Origin of the sequence: Collinsella sp. LCP21S3_A9 (assembly GCF_052118785.1) — a bacterium.
GTDB lineage: Bacteria > Actinomycetota > Coriobacteriia > Coriobacteriales > Coriobacteriaceae > Collinsella.
Genome location: NZ_JBQKGN010000002.1, coordinates 23,528 through 42,710 on the forward strand (window position 1 = coordinate 23,528; position 19,183 = coordinate 42,710).

12 protein-coding genes are annotated in these 19,183 nt (G+C 62.1%); 10 read left to right on the forward strand and 2 right to left on the reverse strand.

Features of this window, described 5'->3' with window-relative positions; all coding sequences use genetic code 11:
- Positions 1 to 26: 26 nt before the first annotated feature.
- The 8 genes from dnaE (at position 27) to ACTQ05_RS01025 (ending at position 14,414) form a co-directional block, all read left to right on the forward strand.
- Positions 27 to 3,830 carry a DNA polymerase III subunit alpha gene (gene dnaE / locus ACTQ05_RS00990; RefSeq protein WP_441537744.1) on the forward strand — a complete coding sequence of 1,268 codons (3,804 nt, stop codon included), beginning with the start codon at positions 27 to 29 and terminating at the stop codon, positions 3,828 to 3,830.
- Positions 3,831 to 3,992: 162 nt separating this feature from the next.
- Complete coding sequence (locus tag ACTQ05_RS00995) at positions 3,993 to 7,466, forward strand: DEAD/DEAH box helicase (RefSeq protein WP_441537745.1); 3,474 nt, start codon at positions 3,993 to 3,995, stop codon at positions 7,464 to 7,466.
- A 165-nt stretch (positions 7,467 to 7,631) separates the two neighbouring features.
- On the forward strand, positions 7,632 to 7,994 hold the full coding sequence (locus tag ACTQ05_RS01000; RefSeq protein WP_154515902.1) for a desulfoferrodoxin family protein: 363 nt from the start codon (positions 7,632 to 7,634) through the stop codon (positions 7,992 to 7,994).
- A gap of 117 nt (positions 7,995 to 8,111) precedes the next feature.
- Positions 8,112 to 10,097, forward strand: coding sequence for a hypothetical protein (locus ACTQ05_RS01005; protein WP_441537746.1), 1,986 nt, complete (start codon positions 8,112 to 8,114; stop codon positions 10,095 to 10,097).
- A 294-nt stretch (positions 10,098 to 10,391) separates the two neighbouring features.
- Positions 10,392 to 10,913 carry a crossover junction endodeoxyribonuclease RuvC gene (gene ruvC, locus ACTQ05_RS01010; protein WP_035137351.1) on the forward strand — a complete coding sequence of 174 codons (522 nt, stop codon included), beginning with the start codon at positions 10,392 to 10,394 and terminating at the stop codon, positions 10,911 to 10,913.
- Positions 10,913 to 11,533 (forward strand): Holliday junction branch migration protein RuvA, encoded by a 621-nt coding sequence (ruvA, locus tag ACTQ05_RS01015; protein ID WP_441537747.1) that lies wholly within the window; start codon positions 10,913 to 10,915, stop codon positions 11,531 to 11,533. The genes ruvC and ruvA overlap by 1 nt, the downstream gene beginning before the upstream one ends.
- On the forward strand, positions 11,533 to 12,600 hold the full coding sequence (gene ruvB, locus ACTQ05_RS01020; RefSeq protein WP_152073622.1) for a Holliday junction branch migration DNA helicase RuvB: 1,068 nt from the start codon (positions 11,533 to 11,535) through the stop codon (positions 12,598 to 12,600). Before ruvA ends, ruvB begins: the two co-directional genes overlap by 1 nt.
- 146 nt (positions 12,601 to 12,746) lie before the next feature.
- On the forward strand, positions 12,747 to 14,414 hold the full coding sequence (locus ACTQ05_RS01025) for a formate--tetrahydrofolate ligase (RefSeq protein ID WP_427794639.1): 1,668 nt from the start codon (positions 12,747 to 12,749) through the stop codon (positions 14,412 to 14,414).
- 494 nt (positions 14,415 to 14,908) lie between these two features.
- On the opposite strand, the gene ACTQ05_RS01030 is transcribed toward ACTQ05_RS01025, so the two are convergent.
- Complete coding sequence (locus ACTQ05_RS01030; RefSeq protein WP_035137347.1) at positions 14,909 to 15,145, reverse strand: hypothetical protein; 237 nt, start codon at positions 15,143 to 15,145, stop codon at positions 14,909 to 14,911.
- Positions 15,146 to 15,283: 138 nt separating this feature from the next.
- On the opposite strand from ACTQ05_RS01030, the gene ACTQ05_RS01035 reads away from it, so the two are divergent.
- On the forward strand, positions 15,284 to 16,240 hold the full coding sequence (locus tag ACTQ05_RS01035; protein WP_441537748.1) for a hypothetical protein: 957 nt from the start codon (positions 15,284 to 15,286) through the stop codon (positions 16,238 to 16,240).
- 110 nt (positions 16,241 to 16,350) lie between these two features.
- Here ACTQ05_RS01035 and ACTQ05_RS01040 read toward each other — a convergent pair whose 3' ends face one another.
- The gene (locus ACTQ05_RS01040; protein ID WP_441537749.1) at positions 16,351 to 17,532 is read right to left on the reverse strand and encodes a cation diffusion facilitator family transporter; all 1,182 of its coding nucleotides are present in this window, start codon (positions 17,530 to 17,532) and stop codon (positions 16,351 to 16,353) included.
- Positions 17,533 to 17,750: 218 nt separating this feature from the next.
- Here ACTQ05_RS01040 and ACTQ05_RS01045 point away from each other — a divergent pair, with 218 nt between their 5' ends.
- On the forward strand, positions 17,751 to 19,088 hold the full coding sequence (locus ACTQ05_RS01045) for a hypothetical protein (RefSeq protein WP_441537750.1): 1,338 nt from the start codon (positions 17,751 to 17,753) through the stop codon (positions 19,086 to 19,088).
- Positions 19,089 to 19,183 lie beyond the last annotated feature (95 nt).

Sequence of the window (19,183 nt, forward strand, 5' to 3'; positions counted from 1 at the left end):
CACGAACCCGCATCGGAGCTCATCACATGGCATTCGTCCATCTGCACAACCACACTGTTTTCTCCATGCTCGACGGCGCAACCCGTATCCAGGATATGGTCAACCGTGCCGTTGAGCTGGGCATGCCCGCCGTGGCCATTACCGACCACGGCTACATGTATGGCGTGCCCGATCTGGCGCTGGCCTGCGACGCCGTCAACCACAATACGCCCGAGTACAAAACGTGGAGCCACGACAAGGCCTTCTTGGAAAAGGACCGCCGCGACGAGCTGGTGGAGCCCGATCCCGAGGCAAACCCGCGCGAGCATGCCCAGTATGTGAAGGACATGGCCATGTGGGACGAGAAGGGCAATATCGACGAGCTCAAGCCGCCTCTGGTCATCAAGCCCATCTTTGGCTGCGAGGTCTACTTTACGCCGGACGAGACGCTCGCCCGCGACCACAAACCCGAGCTCTACCACATGATCCTTCTGGCCAAGGACCAGGAGGGCTACGTCAACCTGATGCAAACGGTCTCCGAGGCCGCCGTGCAGGGCTTTTACTACAAGCCGCGCGTGACGCTCGACAACCTGCGCCGCCACGCCAAGGGCATGATCTGCACCAGCGCCTGCATCGCGGGCATCATCCCCAAATACATCGACCGGGGCGACATGGAGGGCGCCATCAAGTGGGCCGAGACCTTCCGTGATACCTTCGAGCCTGGTGACTTTTACATCGAGATCCAGGAACACGGCATCACCACCGATAACGGCCTGACCGACGAGCAGATGGACCGCACGCTCATTGATATCGCCAAACAGGTGGGCGTCAAGGTCATCGCCACCAACGACTTCCACTACCTGCGCCGCGAGGACGCGCCCGTGCAGGACGTCATCATGTGCATCGGCATGAACGCCAAGGTCGACGACCCCAACCGCATGCGCATGACCGGCTCGGAGTTTTACATGAAGACCGAGGAGGAGATGCGGGCGATGTTCCCGTATTGCCCCGAGGCCTGCGACAACACGCTCGAGATCGCCGACAAGTGCTACGTTGAGCTGGACTGGGACTCCATCATCCTGCCGCGCTTTCCGCTGCTCGATCCCGGCGAGACGCACGAGAGCCAGTTCCGCCGCGAGTGCGAGAAAGGCCTGCGCCAGCACTACGGTGACGACTGGGCCACGCGCGAGATCGGTGGCGTCAACATCAAAGAGCGCTTTGAGTACGAATACAAGGTCATTTGCGACAAGGGCTTTGCCGCCTACTTTTTGATCGTCGCCGAGTACGTGCAATGGGCCAAGGACAACGGCATCGGCGTCGGCCCCGGCCGTGGCTCGGCCGCCGGCGCTATCGTCGCCTACGCCATGAACATCACCGCGTTCGACCCGCTCGAGAACGGTCTGATGTTCGAGAGGTTCCTGTCCCCGCAGCGTACCGAGATGCCCGATATCGATATGGACTTCGACGATGAGCGGCGTCTCGAGGTCGTGGAGCACGTTCGCCAGCTCTACGGTCCCGAGAAGGTCACCCACGTCATCACCTACTCGACCATTAAGGCCAAGCAGGCCATCAACGACGCCGCGCGCGTCCTGGACTACCCGGTCTACATGGGCCAGCGCCTGTCCAAGATGGTCTCGAGCGACCCCAAGGTCAAGCTCAAGCAGGTGCTCGAAAAACAACCCGGCAAAGAGGATCTGTTTAACCCCGACTTTGCCGAGGCCTATAAAAAGGACGACGACGCCCGCCGCATCATCGACACGGCGCTCTCGATTGAAGGCCTCACCCGTGGCGAGGGCGTGCATGCGTGCGCCGTTCTGATCTGCCGCGACCCCGTCAACGAGCACGTGCCCACCAAGCTCGACACCAAGGGCGGCGTCGAGATTACCCAGTACGAGGGCCATACCGTTGCCGACATGGGCCTGCTCAAGATGGACTTCTTGGGCCTGCGTACGCTGACGGTTATCTCCAAGGCCAAGGCAAACATCAAAAAGGACTTCGGCATCGACATCAAAGAGGAAGAGATTCCCTTTGACGATCCCGAGATCTTTAAGCTCATGGGCTCCGGCCACACCGCCGGCGTCTTCCAGGTCGAGTCCGCCGGCATGACGGCCACGATCAAGAACATGAAGCCCACCGAGTACAAGCACGTCGTGGCATTGATCGCCCTGTACCGCCCGGGCCCGCTGGGCGCCGGCATGGTTTCGTCCTACATCAACCGTATGAACGGCAAGGAGCCGGCCGTCTCCTACGACGACCGTCTGGACGACATCCTGGGCGAAACCTACGGCACCATGGTCTACCAGGAGCAGGTTATGCTCATCTCCGTCGAGATGTGCGGCTTCTCCAAGGGCGAATCGGACTCGCGTATCCGTAAACCCGTGGCTAAGAAGAAGATCAAGCTGCTTACGTCGACGGTGCTCCACTGGGAGGATGGCTCGGACGAGACCACCTACGACCACTGGATGAACGGCGCCATCAAGAACAACTACACGCGCGAGGTCGCCCAGAAGATTTGGGACGATGTTCTCGAGTTCGCGTCCTACGCCTTTAACAAGTCGCACTCCGCCGGCTACGCCATCTTGGTTATGCAGACGGCGTGGCTCAAGGCGCACTATCCGCACGAGTACATGGCGGCCGTCCTGACGTCCTATACGGGCAAGACCGACAAGATCGTGCACTACGTCTCGGCATGCCGTCACGACGGCATCCCCGTGCTTTCGCCAGATGTCAACGAGTCCGGTACCGAGTTCACGGCTACCAAGGAAGGTGTGCGCTTTGGTCTGGCCGGCATCCGCGGCGTGGGCACCGGCGTGGCGCAGGCGATTATCGCCGAGCGCGAGGCGGGCGGTCCGTTTAAGACGCTGCATGACTTTGTCGAGCGCGTGGACTCGAGCCAGGCCAACCGTCGCGTGATCGAATCGCTCATCAAGGCAGGTGCCTTCGACTCCACGGGGTATCCGCGTCGTCAGATGATGCACTTTGTGGACAAGAACAACCCCGAGAACATCATCGATGCCGCGGCAAAGCGCCAGAAGGATCGCGCGAGCGGCCAGACGTCGTTCTTCGACATGTTTGGCGACGTTGAGGGCTCGGGCTTTGAGGTGAGCGTACCCGATCCGGATGGCCAGGAATGGGACCGCCACCTTAAGCTGAGCCAGGAGAAGGAGGTTCTGGGCATCTATGTCTCGGACCACCCGCTGCGCCCGTTTGAGTATGCGCTCAGCAAAGCACGCGACTTCTCGTTTTCGCAGATCGACACCGGCTACGAGGTACAAAACCCCACGGGCGGCACCATCAACCAGGAAATTCCCGAGGGCAAGGCGCTGTGGTGGGCCGGTATGGTCTCGAGCGTGTCCAAGCGCGTGACCAAAAACGGCGACCCCATGGGCATCGTGCAGCTCGAGGACATGGAAGGCGAGGCCACGGTCGTGGTGTTCCCCAAGACCTTCAAGGAGGCCGAGGGGTATCTGTACGGCGAGGTCGACCCCGAGACCGGCGCGCAGCTGTCCGATGCGTTTGTGCGCATTAAGGGCAAGCTCGAGCGCTCGGACCGCGGCGACCAGATCATCGCGCAGGAGATTGTGCCGCTTGAGCTCAACGAGGAGAACAACAAGCCCAAGGTGTTTGAGGTCATGGTGCCCAACAGTCGCTTTAGCCAGGGCAACATGGCGCGTCTTGCCACGGTGCTCACCGCCAACCCGGGCGGCGACCGCGTAGAGATCTTTATCGAGCAGGCGGACGGGCGCGTGCTGCGTGCCGAGGTACCTGCTAAGGTCAACGCACGCTCGATTCCGCTGTTGGCCGAGGCCAAGGCCATCGTCGGCAACCAAGGTCGCGTGACGGTGATCTAAGGACGCCGTTGGCGGGGTAGCTAATTTGGGACGGGGCTTTTTTAGCTACCCTTTGGCTGACGGCGAATGAGTCGGGGTCGGAACACATCTCAACCGACATATGGGGGTAGCTAAAATAGCCCCGTCCCAAATTAGCTACCCCGGGTGAGATTGGAGGAAGCGATGGCGCAGGGGACGTTTGTGCAGGCGCTTCGTAAGGAGGCGGCGCTCAGCAGTACCTTTATGAAGGGGCGTTCGCTCATGCTCAACGGCGCCGTGCTGTCGTTTGAGGACTCCGGCTCGCGCTTTTCCAAAAACGTGAATATCGAGGGTACGGTGCGTGGTTCGCGCGGCGACCTGTATAAGACGCACGTGGCGCTCGATATGGACGAGCACGAGGTTGTCGACTACGACTGCGATTGCCCCGCCGCCTTCCGCTATTCCGGCATGTGCAAGCACGCCATCGCCACGGCGTTGGCGTATCTGGATGCCAGCGGCGCCGAGCCCGTCGAGGGTTTGCGCACGCCGGTCCGCACGTTTACGGTGCCGCCCGCACAGTCCAAGCAGCCCACACGTCCCGCGCCCAGCGCATCTGCGGTCAACCCCAACTTTCCCTTCCCGGCGCCCGTGCCCACGAGCCCGAGCCTTGTGGCAGCGCTTTCCGATCTTTCGGACGCGCGCATGGATAAACTCGTGGCCATGCGCCGCAAGCTCGCTGGCACCATTGACCCCGATGCGCCCAAAGCAGTGCTGGAGCCCTCGCTGGTGCCGTACTACAATCCGCTGTTTGCCGATCGCTTTAGCTGGGCGCTTGAGTTTCGCATCCGCTGCGGCTCGGTGTCCTACGTGGTTAAGGATATCGACGGCATGGCCGATGCCTATGTGCGCGGCGGTACGTTCTCCTATGGCAAGAAGCTTACGTTCCTTCATGCGCCCGAGGCTTTCGATGATGTATCGGCAAAGCTGCTCGACTTTGTTGCAATGACGGTCGCCTACCTAGGCGATATTACGAGCTCGCGCTCGGCATCGTACGACTTTACCCGCAGCGGTTTTGTCGCCGAGCGTCAGTTGCCGGTATCCGAGTATTCCATCGTGTCCGTGCTGGACCTGCTGCGTGGCAGGACCATGTCCTTTGAACCTGCTTGGTCGCGGGGGACGACGACGCACCGCGCCTACGAGGTGACAGTCGAGCCGTTGCCGGAAGGGGAGAACGAAGTCCCGGCTAAGCACCCGCCGCTGATTGCTGCCAAGATTGTGCCGGCAGCCGGGGGCAGCTACGACTTGCGCCTTCCGGCCGATACGTACTGCTTTGCCTCGGGCGACGTCGCCTATCTGGTCGATACGCGCCGCGCGCGCCGTACCGACACGGCGTTTGCCCAACATGCCGCGCCGTTCCTATCGCACTTGTTGCCCTGCCGCACACCGGTCCATATCGCCGCCGACCAGGTGGGTGAGTTTTGCCGCATGGCGCTGCCTATCTTGCGCGACTACACCGACCTTACCGCGCCCGCTGTGCTCGATACCGTGGCGCCCGAGCCAAGCTTTGCCATGGCGATCGGCGTCGACGATGGCCTTGTGACCTGCAAAATTACGGTTACCTACGGCGACTGGTCGGCAGATCTCTTTAGCATGGGCGCTCCGGGCAGCCCCTTCGAAGAGCAGCGCCCGGGCGTGCCGCCGCGCGACGAGGTGGCAGAGTTTCGCGTTATGGATACGGCGGCTCTGTATTTCGACTTTTACGAGGGTGGCCTGGCGTTTGAGGAACGCGATGACGAGAGCCTGTTCCACTTGCTGACTGAGGGCCTGTCTGCCCTGTCCGAGCTGGGCGAGGTCATGCTCAGCGACCGTCTGCGCCAGATCTCGGTCCGCCCTGCGCCCAAGCTTTCGGTGCGCGCCACCGTCAAGAGTAACCTGCTCGACGTCGAACTGGGCACGAGCGGCCTTTCGGCGGCAGACCTTGCCATCTACCTCGATTCCTACAAGCGTCACCAGACGTTTGCTCGTCTCACGTCGGGCGACATCATTCGCCTGGACGAGGGAGCGCGCGCCGCGTTTGGCCTTGCCGAGGATCTGGGGGTCGATGCTGTCGACCTGCTCGACGGCGTGTCGCTTCCCGCGTCGAGTACCCTGTTCGTCGACAGCATGCTTGCGCGCGCGTCCGCGCTCGAAGCCGATCGCGACGCTGCATTCCGTCGCACCGTCGAGCGCCTGGACACGCTCGGCAAGATGGACTTTACGGTGCCCGCTGCGCTCAAGGCCACGCTGCGCGGCTACCAGGTCGACGGCTACCAGTGGCTCGGTTCGCTCGAGCATCTGGGCCTTGGCGGCATCTTGGCCGACGACATGGGCCTGGGCAAAACGCTCCAGATGATCGCGCATATCCTGGCGCGCGTGGAGGCGGGGGACGCTAAGCCCACGCTCGTGGTATGTCCCGCATCGCTCGTGTACAACTGGACTGCCGAGCTGGAGCGCTTTGCCCCCTCGATTGATGTGTGCGCCATTGTGGGTGCCAAGGCCCAGCGTCGCGTGCAGATTGCCGGCGTGGCCGAGCATAACGTGGTCGTGACGTCGTACGACCTCATGCGCCGCGATATCGACGAGTACGTCGAGCAGGACTTTGCCCGCGTGGTGCTGGATGAAGCCCAGTACATTAAAAACCCACTCACGCAGGTGGCACGTGCCGCCAAGCGTCTGCCGGCCGGTGTGCGCTTTGCCCTGACGGGTACGCCCATCGAAAACCGCTTGTCCGAGCTCTGGAGCATCTTCGACTTTTTGATGCCGGGCCTGCTCGGCACGCGCGAGTCGTTTGCCAAGCGCTTCGAAAGCCCGGTCGAGCACGCCGAGGGTGACAGCGCCGCTCGCCTGCAGGCTCTCGTGTCGCCGTTTGTGCTGCGCCGCGTCAAGGAAGACGTGGTGGCCGACCTGCCCGAGAAGATCGAGGATACGGTGATGGCGCAGCTCACCGGCGAGCAGCGCAAGCTCTACCTGGCCAACCAGGACCGCATTGCCCAGCAAGTGCAGCACCGCGAGGCCGGGGAGTTCAAAAAAGATAAGCTCAAGGTACTTGCCGAGCTCACCAAGCTGCGCCAGATCTGCTGTGATCCTCATCTGCATTACGCGGACTACAAGGCGGGAAGCGCCAAGCTCGATACGTGTATGGAGCTCGTCCACGGCGCGCTCGACGGCGGTCATCGCATCTTGCTGTTCAGCCAGTTTACGGGCATGCTCGATATCATCGGCAAGCGCCTGGCCAAGGAGGATATCGCCTTCCTTAAGCTTACGGGCGCATCGTCTAAAGAGAGCCGCGCCAAGATGGTTGCGCAGTTCCAAGCGGGCGAGGTGCCGGTGTTCTTGATTTCGCTCAAGGCGGGCGGCGTGGGCCTTAATTTGACGGCTGCCGACGTGGTCATCCACTACGACCCGTGGTGGAACGTGGCGGCGCAGGACCAGGCGACCGACCGCGCCCACCGCATTGGCCAGCAGCACACCGTGACCGTGTACAAGCTCATCGCCAAGGACACGATCGAGGAGCGCATCATGCAGATGCAGGAGTCCAAGCGCGATCTGGTCAACAGTGTGCTCGGCGGCGATGGCATTTCGTCGGCGCTGTTTACCCGCGAGGACGTTCTGGCGCTGCTCGGTGGCGACGGTCGCTAGCTGCGCGCGGGATGGGGCTGCCGGGCTGGGCCGGGTCGCCGGTTCGTCCTGGCCCGACCGCTTGCCTCACCCGTTATGTGTTCATTTGTAATGCCATGGATGGTTCGGCGCTCTTTGGGCATAAGAACCATTGAGAACATTGGCACATCAGCAAAGGAGAACATCATGGCGAAATTCTTTAAAGACTCCGACGGCAAGCTCGTTGCCGCTCTTGGCGACGACGTTGCGACCCCTGCCGGCTGCACGGAGCTGACGGCAAACACCGAGGACGCGGCGCACGAGAAGCACGTGCCTGTTGTCGAGATCGAGCGCGACGGCCACGTCATTCGTGCGCGCGTGGGCTCGACGGAGCACCCCATGCTGCCCGAGCACTACATCGAGTGGATTGCGCTTGAGGCCGAGGGCCGCCTGGAGGTCCATTACCTTGAGCCCGGCATGAAGCCCGCGACGTTTTTCGCTGGCGGCTCCAAGACCGGTACCGTCTATGCCTACTGCAACCTGCATGGGCTGTGGTCCGCGACGTTCTAGGAGCGCGCCCCCGCTCGGGGTATCATAGCTAGCATATGCACATGCAAGCGCCGGCTGCATTATGCGGCCGGCGCTTTTACTACGGTTTCGATGGTTTACGACGGAAAGGGCTGGGCCATGAAGCTCGCACTTGCACAGATCGATATGCGCCTGGGTGATATTGAGGGCATTTGCGGTCGCATCGAGGACCAGGCTCGTCTGGCCCACGAGCGCGGGGCGCGCGTGCTGTGCGTCCCGGCTCCGCTCTTTATGGGTGCTCTGCCCGGCGGCCTGATGGGTACTGCCGACTTTGAGCACGACATGCTGACAGGCCTGACCGGTGTTGCCGAGCGTATCCAAGAGCTCGATATGATCTGCATCGTGCCCGCGGCGGTTTCGTTTGAGGGCCAGCCGCTGCTCGACTACATGATGCTCAAGGACGGTCATGTGGTGCCGGCGCGATCGAGCATTGCCCTGCAGCGTGGCGAGAACAACGACACGCGTTGGGCGCCGCCGGTGTTCGACGTGGACGGCGTGCGCATCGCCGTGATTTTTGACTTGGACCGCGAACTCGAGATGTTGCCGACCGGTGTTGACCTTATTGCGTATTTCCAATTCAACGCGTTTGACATGACCGACCGCGAGACTGCCGCCATCGCCGCCGTTCGCAGCGGTGCCTACCGCAAGATCGCATCTAAGCGCAGCGTGTGGTTTGCCTGCATGGCGCCGGTCGGTGCGTACGACGAGTCGGTATATACCGGCGGTTCGTTTGTGCTCGACGACTGCGGTCGCGTGGTGGCCCAGGCGCCGTGTTTTGAGGAGAGCCTGCTGGTTCAGGAGATTCAGCGCGGCGTGATGCTCGATGCCCTGGAAGATCACGAACTGCCCGAGTTTCGTTCCGAGGAGTGGCTGTGGCAGGCGCTGGTGCTTGCCGTGCGCGACAATGCCCGCGCTCGCGGCGCGTCGCGTGCTGTGGTGGCACTCGAGGGTGACTTGCCGTCGTCCCTGCTGGCGGCACTTGCCGTTGACGCTCTGGGCCCGCGTAATGTGATTGGCCTTGTGCTGGGGCGCAGCCGTATCTTTACGCCGGCTCAGGAAGAGGCCGAGGCTGCCCGCTGTGCCGCCGTCCGCGCGATTGCCGAGCGCCTGCACATTCGCACCGTCGAGCGCGATGCACCGGATGCGGCGCGTGTGCTCGATCGCGACGTGTCGGCGGGCGATGCCGAGCGTCTGCGCTCGCGTGCGCTGGGTCTGATGTTGGAGGACACGGCGCTCGAGCTGGGCGCCATGGCGTTGAGCCCGCTCTCCAAGACCGAGTACGCGCTGGCGGCGCCCGCGCTGTCCGGCGGCTACCAGGGCGACTTTGCGCCCTTTGGCGATGTGTACCTGTCGACGCTTGAGTTTGTGGCGCGCGTGCGCAACCGCACGTCTGCCGTGGTGCCCCAAGAGCTCGTGACGCTCAACGCGGTGGAAGATTGTATGGAGCGAGTGCTGGCGCAGGCGCTCTCGACGCTCGACGGTCCGGTCGATATGCTCGACCGCGCGGCACAGCTGCTCGGCGGGCTTGAGCCGGGTGAGGTCGATGGCGCGCTCGAGGCGCACGTGGACCGCAATCGATCTTTCGACGACATCCCGATGGCCGCTGGCAAGCCTGAGGCCTGCTCGCTGCTGCTGATGCTCGTTCGACAGGGTGAGGCTGCCCGTCGCATGTTGCCGACGGCGCCGATCGTTTCGGCCCGTTCGTTTGCCGAGCGCGCTTGGCCGTACATGCTTGCGTGGTCCGATTTGGGGCTCAACGGCAAGGAGCGCATGACGGTTGATTCACTGGCGCGCGCCGAAGTGCGCCGCTTTGCCGATAGCGATACGGGCGATCGCATGCGCGGTGAGATGATGGGTCTGTTGGGTGAGCTGTTGGGTATTTCGCCCGAGCAGATGGAGGAGCTGCGCTCTGAGGACGGTCAGCGTCGTTTGCACGAGGGAATGAAAAAGTTCGAGGGCGAGGTCCAGGACGCCATCGAAAGGATGATGGGCGGCAAGGGCGGACCGCAGGGCGGGTCCCAGGGCACGCCGATGCCACATCCGCCGGTGGATCCCCGTCAGTTTCCTTTTTTCTCGCAGAACTAAACTGGGGATGGGGCCAAGGTTACGCGGTTTTGCCAAACCGCGTAACGAGTCGACGCTACGCGAGCCCCTGCCGGGCCATCTGCCGCTCAAACCGTCGCTTGCGTACAGAAGTACGCGGCGCTCCTCTTTCGCGACACCTTGCCACGGCAGGGACTCGCTCGCTGACTTATGCTCAACCTATGGTTCGACCTTGCTTGCCAGATACGGTCGCTGTTGTGTTATTCTAGAACAGACGTTCGTGAATAGTGCGTGGGGCCTTGCCTTGCGCTGCGCTTGTGACGAGGGGAGGTTGGCTTGGTTATCTTGGGTATCGACCCTGGTTTGGCCCATACGGGGTGGGGGATTATCGAGGAGCGACGTGGCGAGGTTCGCTGCCGTGCCTATGGCTGCATCGAGACCAGTGCTGGAAGTCCGCTCGCGGTGCGCCTGTCGCATATCGCCCGCGACCTCAAGGGCGTTGTCGAACGCTATCGTCCCGATACCGCTGCTATCGAGAGCATCTACTTTGGCGCTAACGTTCGTTCGGCCATCCCCACGGCGCATGCCCGCGGCGCTGCGCTTGTGGCGCTTTCGGAGTGCGCGCTCGAGATTGGCGAATACACGCCTATGCAGATCAAGCAGGCTGTTGTGGGCACCGGCGCCGCAGATAAGCGACAGGTCGCCTACATGGTGCGTACGCTTACGCAGCTCGATCACGACCCGCACCCCGACCATGCTGCCGATGCCCTGGCCTGCGCCATCTGCCACGTTAACCTCAGCCGCACCCGCGCGCTTACCGGCGGCGAGTTCTATCAACAGAGAGGAACCGGATACTGATGATCTCCCAGCTCCACGGAACGCTTGTCGAGGCCACGATGAGCTCGGCCGTCGTCGATGTGTCGGGCGTTGGCTTTGAGCTCGGCATCTCGGGCAGCACTGCGGCCACGTTGCCGACCCCCGGCGGCGAGGTCCGCCTCTACACGCGTATGCAGGTGCGCGAGGACGCCATGACGCTCTTTGGTTTTGCCTCCAAGGATGAGCGCACGATGTTCGACCGGCTCGTGTCCGTCTCGGGCGTTGGCCCGCGCTTGGCGCTTGCCGTGCTTTCCACCTATACCGTGGGGCAGCTGTATTCGCTGGTGATGGCCGAGGACGACAAGGGCATGGCCAAGGTTCCCGGTGTGGGTAAAAAGACAGCTCAGCGCCTCATTCTGGAGCTCAAGAGTACCTTTGCCAAGGATAAGGGCTTTGTGCCGGTCGACGTGATTCCCGGACAGGTTGCGATGCCCGTGCCCGCTGCCGCTCCCTCGGCCATCGATGATGCCCGTGCGGCACTCCTTTCCATGGGCTTTAGCCCGCATGAGGCCGATGTCGCCCTGAGCGGGTATGATGGGCAGGATATGCGTGTCGAGGATCTGCTCGGCGCGGCGCTTAAGCGACTCGGAATGGATGCGTGATGTGGGAAGCCGATGACTCTCAGGACCTGTGGGCGACGCCCGGCAACTCGCCGGCGGCATCCATGGCGCATGGCGAGCGCATGGTGGGCTCGGAGCTGACGCCCGAGGACCTCGATGTCGACCGTACCCTGCGTCCCCAGCGCCTGGACGACTATTGCGGTCAGGAGCATATCAAGCAGAGCCTTCGCGTGCTGATCGAGGCGGCGCAGAGCCGTGGCGAGACGCTCGACCACGTGATCTTCTCGGGCCCTCCGGGTCTGGGCAAGACCACGCTGGCCACCGTTATCGCCAACGAGCTGGGCGCTCAGATTAAGACGACGAGTGGCCCGGCCATCGCGCGCACCGGCGACCTGGCGGCCATCCTTACCAACTTGCAGCCGGGTGACGTGCTGTTTATCGACGAGATCCACCGCCTCAACCGTTCGGTCGAGGAAGTCCTGTATCCCGCGATGGAGGACTTTGCGCTCGATATCGTGATTGGCAAAGGTCCGGCGGCGCGCTCGATTCGCCTGGATATCCCCAAGTTTACGCTGGTGGCGGCAACGACCCGCTCGGGTATGCTGACCGGCCCGCTGCGCGACCGTTTTGGTATTTCGTATCGCCTGGACTACTACACGGTCGAGGAGCTTGCCCAGATTGTGACGCGCTCGGCAACCATTTTGGGCGTGACAATAGACCATCCGAGCGCGCTCGAGATCGGCTCGCGCTCGCGCGGTACGCCGCGTCTTGCCAACCGCTTGCTCAAGCGCGTGCGCGATTACGCCCAGGTGCGCGGCAACGGTCCTATTGAGCTTGATATCTGCCGTCAGGCGCTCGAGTTCTTCGAGATTGACGAGCTCGGCTTGGACTGGATGGACATTCGCATCTTGGAGACGCTCGCCAAGACGTTCTCCGGCCGTGCCGTGGGCCTGACGACCCTTGCCAGCGCGGTGGGCGAGGACCCGGGTACGCTCGAAGATGTCTACGAACCCTACCTGTTGCAGTGCGGATTGATGATTCGCACACCGCAGGGTCGCCAGGCAACCCTGCGCACATTCGAGCATTTGGGTATCGAGCCGACCCTGTAGGAATGGGCTTGTTTTAGCGCATCTGTAGGCTATCGCTGGGCATTGGATAAACATATCGCCGTTCATCGGTTATGGGCGTTTTACTATTGCGCGCCCGTGCTATGCTGAATTGGTCTTTTTCTCATCCGGTAACGAAAGGACCGCCCATGCCTACTGACATCGAAATCGCACGTTCCGTCACGCCGCTGCCCATTACCGAGGTGGCCAAGAACGCCGGCGTCGACGTAAAGCACCTGATTCCGTACGGCTTCGACAAGGCAAAGGTCGACTATTCACTGCTCAACGAGCCGACCGATCACCAGGCCAAGCTTGTTCTCGTGACCGCTATCAATCCTACGCCTGCGGGCGAGGGCAAGACCACCACGACCATCGGTCTGGCCGACGGTCTGCGTCGTCGCGGCGTCAAGAGCGCCGTTGCCCTGCGCGAACCTTCGCTCGGTCCCGTCTTTGGCGTAAAGGGCGGTGCCGCCGGCGGCGGCTGGGCCCAGGTCATCCCCATGGAGGACATCAACCTGCACTTTACCGGCGACTTCCACGCTATCGGTGCTGCCAACAACCTGCTGGCCGCCATGCTCGACAACCATATTCAGCAGGGCAACCAGCTCGGCATCGATGTTAAGCGCATCACCTGGAAGCGCGTCGTCGACATGAACGACCGTCAACTGCGCCATGTTATCGATGGCATTGGCGGCAAGGCCCAGGGCGTGCCGCGCGAGGACGGCTTCGATATCACCGTTGCCTCCGAGGTCATGGCAATCCTGTGCCTGTCCACGAGCATCAACGATCTTAAGGAGCGCTTGGGCGAAATCGTTGTCGGCTACAGCTATGCCGGCGAGCCCGTCCGCGCCCGCGACCTTAAGGCCCAGGGCGCCATGGCCGCGCTGCTTAAGGATGCGCTTAAGCCCAACCTGGTGCAGACGCTCGAGGGCACGCCCGCGTTTGTCCACGGCGGTCCCTTCGCCAATATCGCCCACGGCTGCAACTCCATCATGGCCACCCGCATGGCCATGCGTTTTGGTGACGTCGCGATTACCGAGGCCGGCTTTGGCGCCGACCTTGGTGCCGAGAAGTTCCTGGACATCAAGTGCCGCATGACGGGCGTTCGTCCCAGCGCCGTCGTGGTTGTCGCCACTGCCCGCGCGCTTAAGTACAACGGCGGCGTTGCCAAGGCCGACCTCAACGACGAGAACCTCGAGGCCCTTAAGGCCGGCATGCCCAACCTGCTGCGCCACGTCGACAACATCCAGAACGTCTATGGTCTTCCCTGCGTGGTCGCCATCAACCGCTTCCCGACGGACACCGAGGCCGAACTTGCGCTCATCGAGTCCGAGTGCCAGAAGCTCGGCGTCAACGTTAAGCTGTCCGAGGTTTGGGCCAAGGGCGGCGAGGGTGCGCTCGACCTGGCCGATGAGGTCATGCGCCTGATTGAGCAGCCGAGCGAGCTCAAGTTTGCCTACGAGGACGGCGCCGATGTGGCCGACGCCCTGGAGGCCGTTGCCACCAAGGTCTACCGCGCCGATGGCGTCGACTTTACGCCGGCTGCCAAGCGCCAGCTCGCCGAGCTGCGCGAGAACGGCTTTGGTAACCTGCCGGTGTGCGTCGCCAAGACCCAGTACAGCTTTAGCGATAACGCCAAGGCTCTGGGCGCGCCCGAGGGCTTCCGCATCACCGTGCGCGAGCTCAAGGTTTCCGCCGGTGCCCACTTTGTGGTCGCGCTGACCGGCAGCGTTCTGACCATGCCGGGTCTACCCAAGGTTCCCGCGGCCGAGAACATCGACGTCGACAACGACGGCAACATCACCGGCCTGTTCTAAGCCTGCTGCTCATAGCCGCTTGCCCGCCCCGCCGTGCCTACCAAGGCCCGGCGGGGCTTTGTGCGTACCTATACCGATAGCTACGTTTCTCCGTATCGTTCGGAACAGGTGACGAGGTCGGCGTACTACAAAATTCGAGCTATTCCAACGGCCAGGATGTGACGCCTGAGTATCCTTGCGCCACGCATGTGCCCAACGAGTAGGGCAAAGCAACAGGGAGTGAACTGAACAGTCCCCGGTGGCGCAAAACGCAGCGCCGCCGGGGACTTTTTGATGCAAATTGGCTCCGAGACAAGCTGTCTGGGCCAGCCGCGCCACGAAAAGCGCCCATCTACTACGTTTGCCAGGGTTGGACCGACCATGGAGCGTTTTTTAACAATGCGGCAAGACGTTTACCTGCGGTTTTGTTAACGCAAATTTGGCTATGGTTGGCACCCTTGGGTTAAACGTAGTAGATGGGCGCATTTTGTGGTGCACAGCCCAAGAAGAGGTCGTTAGCCGCGCTGGAGGCCGAAGAGTTTGGCGTTGCGCTCGGCGACCATCATGTTGATATCGGCGATTTCCATCTCGCCGTCAATGTAGGGTTGGTAGGTACCGTACGGGTCGCCGGCTCCCAAGCTGCAGCTTCCGCAGTTGTCGCAGCTGCCGTTGCCGCAGCCAGCGAGCGCTAGCTTGATGATCTCCTCACGCTCGGCACGCGTCGTGTCCTTGATGAGCTTGCTTTTTGCCATGACATATCCTCGATTCGCTTGTGACCGTCGGCCGCGCATGTCTTGTAGATACCGGCGGGCTTTGTCCATCATAGGCTTTTGCGCGGGTAGAATGCATGGATAACTTGATGCTTACGGGCGACGGAAAGGAAACGTTGCATGGACCAGGACAAGACGACCGTAATGGGTGGCTACGGCTCCCCGCGGACGGGCAATGGCGCCGATGAGACCCGCGTCGTGCCGAATCCCGGCTACGCTGCCCCCGATACGACGCAGGTGTCGGCCGATCCCACGCGCGTTGTGAATTACGGAAATGCGGCGCAGGACCCGCATGGTGTCTCATCGCAGAACCCCTACGGCAACGCGGCGGTAGACCCTTATGATGACCTGCCGCAAAATCCCATTCCGCAGCCCCAGCAGACGACATATATGCCGCGCACGGCACAGCCGCGCTACGAGTCGCACGACCGATACGCGCGCGAGCCGTATCGTGAGTATCCCAAGTCCATCCCCCAGTATGGCGAGGACGAGGAGAAGAAGCCTTCGCGTTCGTCGAGCGTGATCAAGAAGATCCTCATCGTGCTGGCGATCTTCTTTGCCTTGTCGGTTGTGTTTGCCATCGTGTCGGGCATGCTCAACAAGCGGGGCGCCACGACTGATACCACGGCCGAGCAGACCGAGACTGCCCAGTCCGGCACCGTCGACCTGAGCGATATCCCGGGTCAGTACTGGTCAAACGCCAAGAAGCTCCTCAAGTCGCGCGGGGCCGATCTTTCGAATGCCGTGATTCTGACCGACGACGGCTCGACACCTGTTGTCGATGCCAATTGGGTCGTGACGTCTGCCTACTATAACGACAACGGTAACCTCGAGATTCAGCTCACGCGCAAGGACAGCTCGTCGAGCAACGCGTCCGGCGACCAGGGCACCACGGACAGCTCGAGCTCCAACACGCTGGAGGACCTGAGCAACAAGGCGCAGGAGCTTGGGGATAAGGCCCAAGAGCTGGGCGACACAGCCCAGAATCTCGGCGATACTGCTCAGAATCTGGGTGATATGGCAACGAACGCCTGGGATGCCCTGCAAAATGGCATTTCGGGCGCGCAGGGAAACTAGCGGCCGAGCGGCTAGAGCCTTAGCGGTGCAAACAAAAACGGGACGTAGGATCGCGTGACCGGGCGCATGGGCGCGTTGGTCGGCGGTTCTGCGTCCCGTTTTGCTGTCGATTACAGCTGTTCTGCCGGACGGTCGGGCGAGCTAAAGCCCGAGTCAAACGTGACAACGCATGATGAATCGGGCCTGCGCTCGTGCACGATATGCGTTACGCGCTCCAACAGCTCGTCGTCGGAGATGCGAAAGCCGTCGGGACGCACCAGGTCAAATGACACAAAGCCATCGTGCTCGTGCAGGTCATGGATGGAGAGCGCGGGATCGATCTGCATGACGCCATGCTTGACCCAGCCGCGCAGGTCGTCGCCGGTGGTGGCGATGGGGTCGCAGTGCAGCGTAATGTCGATGCCCATCTGGCGTTTAATATCGTGTTCGATGGTGTCCAGGATCTCGTGGTGCTCAAAGGCATCGCCCTCGCCGGGCATTTCCACGTGTGCGCTGGCAAACTGACGGCCGGGGCCGTAGTCGTGCACCATGAGGTCGTGTGTGCCCAAGACCTGGGGGTACGACATGATCCTGTCGCGGATTTCCTGGACGAGCTTGGGGTCGGGCGCTTGTCCCAACAGCGGGCTGATGGCGTCGCGCACCAGGCCCATGCCGCTGATGCAGATGAAGATACCCACACCCAGGCCTGCCCAGCCATCGAGGTCAAAGCCGGTCGTCTGCGAAATAAGCGCCGCCGCCAAGACCGAGCCCGAGGTGATGACGTCGTTTTTGGAGTCCTGTGCCGTGGCGATGAGCGTCTCCGAGTCGATGCGGTCGCCCAGCGCGCGGTTGAATGCGGCCATCCATAATTTGACGAGCATGGACAAGACGAGGGCTGCTAGGGAGACCAGCGTGTAGGCGGTGGGGGAGGGCTTGATGATCTTGGCAATGGACTCGAGCACCAGGTTGATGCCGACGGCACAAACGAGGACGGCGACAAACAAGCCGGCGAGGTATTCGTAACGGCCGTGGCCATAGGGGTGGCCTTCGTCTGCCGGGCGGCTGGCAAGGCGGAACCCGAGCAAGCTCACAATGTTGCTCGAGGCATCGGAGAGGTTGTTGAAGGCGTCGGCGACAAGCGAGACAGAGCCGGCGAGCAGACCCGCGATGCCCTTGGCCAGGCACAGGGTAATGTTGAGGCCAATGCAGATGAGGCTTGCGGCAAAGCCCGCGTTGGTGCGACATGATGCATCGACCGGCTCGCCCTCGCTGCCAGGAACAAGTGTATGTACCAGCCGATTTACAAATAGCATGGCGTACCTCCTCGCATCCTCGTTTAAGGGGATAGTGTAGCTCGCATGGGCGCGCCGTGCGCCGATGCTCAGAAAATGCAGTAATGGTCTGCGGGAGCTAACGAGCGGGGCTTCTTGTCCGACCGCGTGCTCCATTTTGGGCCACATGGGTATGGGCTTGTGCCTGCCTGCTCGACATACTTAATGTCGACAGCCCCTGTGTAAAGGAGGACGTATCCATGGACGAGATGTTTGCCATTAAATGCCAAAACTGCGGCGGCCCCATGTACTCTCACCAGGCTAAACGCAGCTTTGAGTGCGCCTATTGCGGCACGGTCGTTCCGTGGCAGGCCGATGCGGGGGAGCCCAAGAGCGCGCTGGGCATTCGCCATGCGCCGCTGACGGTTGTCGATGGGCTGCTTAAGCTCACCCATGTGTCGCAGCTCGAGCGCCCGGTGGACCCCGACTGGTATTTCTTTCATGCGCACTGGCGCAACCAGTCGGTTCTGGAGCATCTACTGTGGGAGGACCGCGGCACGGCGCAGGAGTTCCAGGAGGCCGCGCACGTGAGCATCCCGTGCCCCTTCTGCGGCGCATCCTTCGAAGGCGAGTCGACCCAGCGCGTGTTTGAGTGCCCGTCCTGCGGCAATAAGATCGGCGTTGCAGACCTACTCAAGCCCGGTACCTTTAGCAAGCGCCTGACCATGGGCGTTGGTGCGGAGTATGTACCCGAGCAGGGTATTCCCTGCGAAATCTCGCCGCAGCAGGCACGTGCCAACGCGCTGCAGCTGGTGCACCAGTATGCGGAAGCCTTTGCCGGGCACGACGTGGAAGATGCGATTCAAAATGACATGATGCTCTTCTACTTTCCCATGGCGCTGGCGGATTTGCGCATGATGGCGTCCTTCCCGGGCAAGGGGCTGAGCAAGGAGACCTTGGTGTACTACGAGGTGCTCGACTGGGCATATCCGCGGGCAAACTACCTGGACGTTCGTCTTATGGGCATTTTGGAGCCGTGGGACTTTGCCAAGGTGGGGCCGTTCGATCCTGCCATGCAGGAAGGCGACTTCCGCGTTGTCTCCGTCGATGCGTCTACCAAGGACCAGGTGGTCATTGATAAGCTGGCGCTCGACATTGCCGGCAACGATGCCGAGGCGGTGCTGGGGCTCAATAAAAAGAGTATCCGTGCGTGGGCGCGCAAGGCCCGCAAACATAAGGACGGCCTGGTGATGGTGCCGGTCTACTTTGTCGATCGTCCGGCGACGGACAGCCGCGATGGCGAGCAGGTGCGCATTGCCGTAAACGGCCAGACGGGTCGTGCGGCCGCGGTGGTGTTTAGCGACAAGCGCGAGACGCATGTGGTGGCACCGCTCAATCCCAACGTGATGCTGTCGAGCGAAAGTACCGTGCACGCCACACCCATCGAGGTCAAATACGTTAAATCGCCGTTTCTGTACCAGATCGTGCGCCATGGAGGCGGCGGGCAACCGCGTCAGGTGGCAGCGGTGGCCGAGGGCTCCTACCGAGAGGAAAAGCCCAAGCGCCGCGGTTTTCTGGGTGCGCTATTTGGGAAGTAGGGGAGTAGTACCGGTTGTTGCTGTAACTTGAAGGTTAGGGCTACGGGGCGGCTCGCAGGGGTGCGGGCCTCCCCGTTTTTGTGCGGCGGCAGGAC

What these genes read in the sequence shown, in the direction of transcription:
- ACTQ05_RS01035 (WP_441537748.1), top strand. Translation starts at nt 15,284, where the DNA reads ATGGACCAGGACAAGACGACCGTAATGGGTGGCTACGGCTCCCCGCGG.
- ACTQ05_RS01040 (WP_441537749.1), bottom strand. Translation starts at nt 17,532, where the DNA reads ATGCTATTTGTAAATCGGCTGGTACATACACTTGTTCCTGGCAGCGAG.
- ACTQ05_RS00995 (WP_441537745.1), top strand. Translation starts at nt 3,993, where the DNA reads ATGGCGCAGGGGACGTTTGTGCAGGCGCTTCGTAAGGAGGCGGCGCTC.
- ACTQ05_RS01025 (WP_427794639.1), top strand. Translation starts at nt 12,747, where the DNA reads ATGCCTACTGACATCGAAATCGCACGTTCCGTCACGCCGCTGCCCATT.
- ACTQ05_RS01000 (WP_154515902.1), top strand. Translation starts at nt 7,632, where the DNA reads ATGGCGAAATTCTTTAAAGACTCCGACGGCAAGCTCGTTGCCGCTCTT.
- ACTQ05_RS01030 (WP_035137347.1), bottom strand. Translation starts at nt 15,145, where the DNA reads ATGGCAAAAAGCAAGCTCATCAAGGACACGACGCGTGCCGAGCGTGAG.
- ruvA (WP_441537747.1), top strand. Translation starts at nt 10,913, where the DNA reads ATGATCTCCCAGCTCCACGGAACGCTTGTCGAGGCCACGATGAGCTCG.
- dnaE (WP_441537744.1), top strand. Translation starts at nt 27, where the DNA reads ATGGCATTCGTCCATCTGCACAACCACACTGTTTTCTCCATGCTCGAC.
- ACTQ05_RS01045 (WP_441537750.1), top strand. Translation starts at nt 17,751, where the DNA reads ATGGACGAGATGTTTGCCATTAAATGCCAAAACTGCGGCGGCCCCATG.
- ruvB (WP_152073622.1), top strand. Translation starts at nt 11,533, where the DNA reads ATGTGGGAAGCCGATGACTCTCAGGACCTGTGGGCGACGCCCGGCAAC.
- ACTQ05_RS01005 (WP_441537746.1), top strand. Translation starts at nt 8,112, where the DNA reads ATGAAGCTCGCACTTGCACAGATCGATATGCGCCTGGGTGATATTGAG.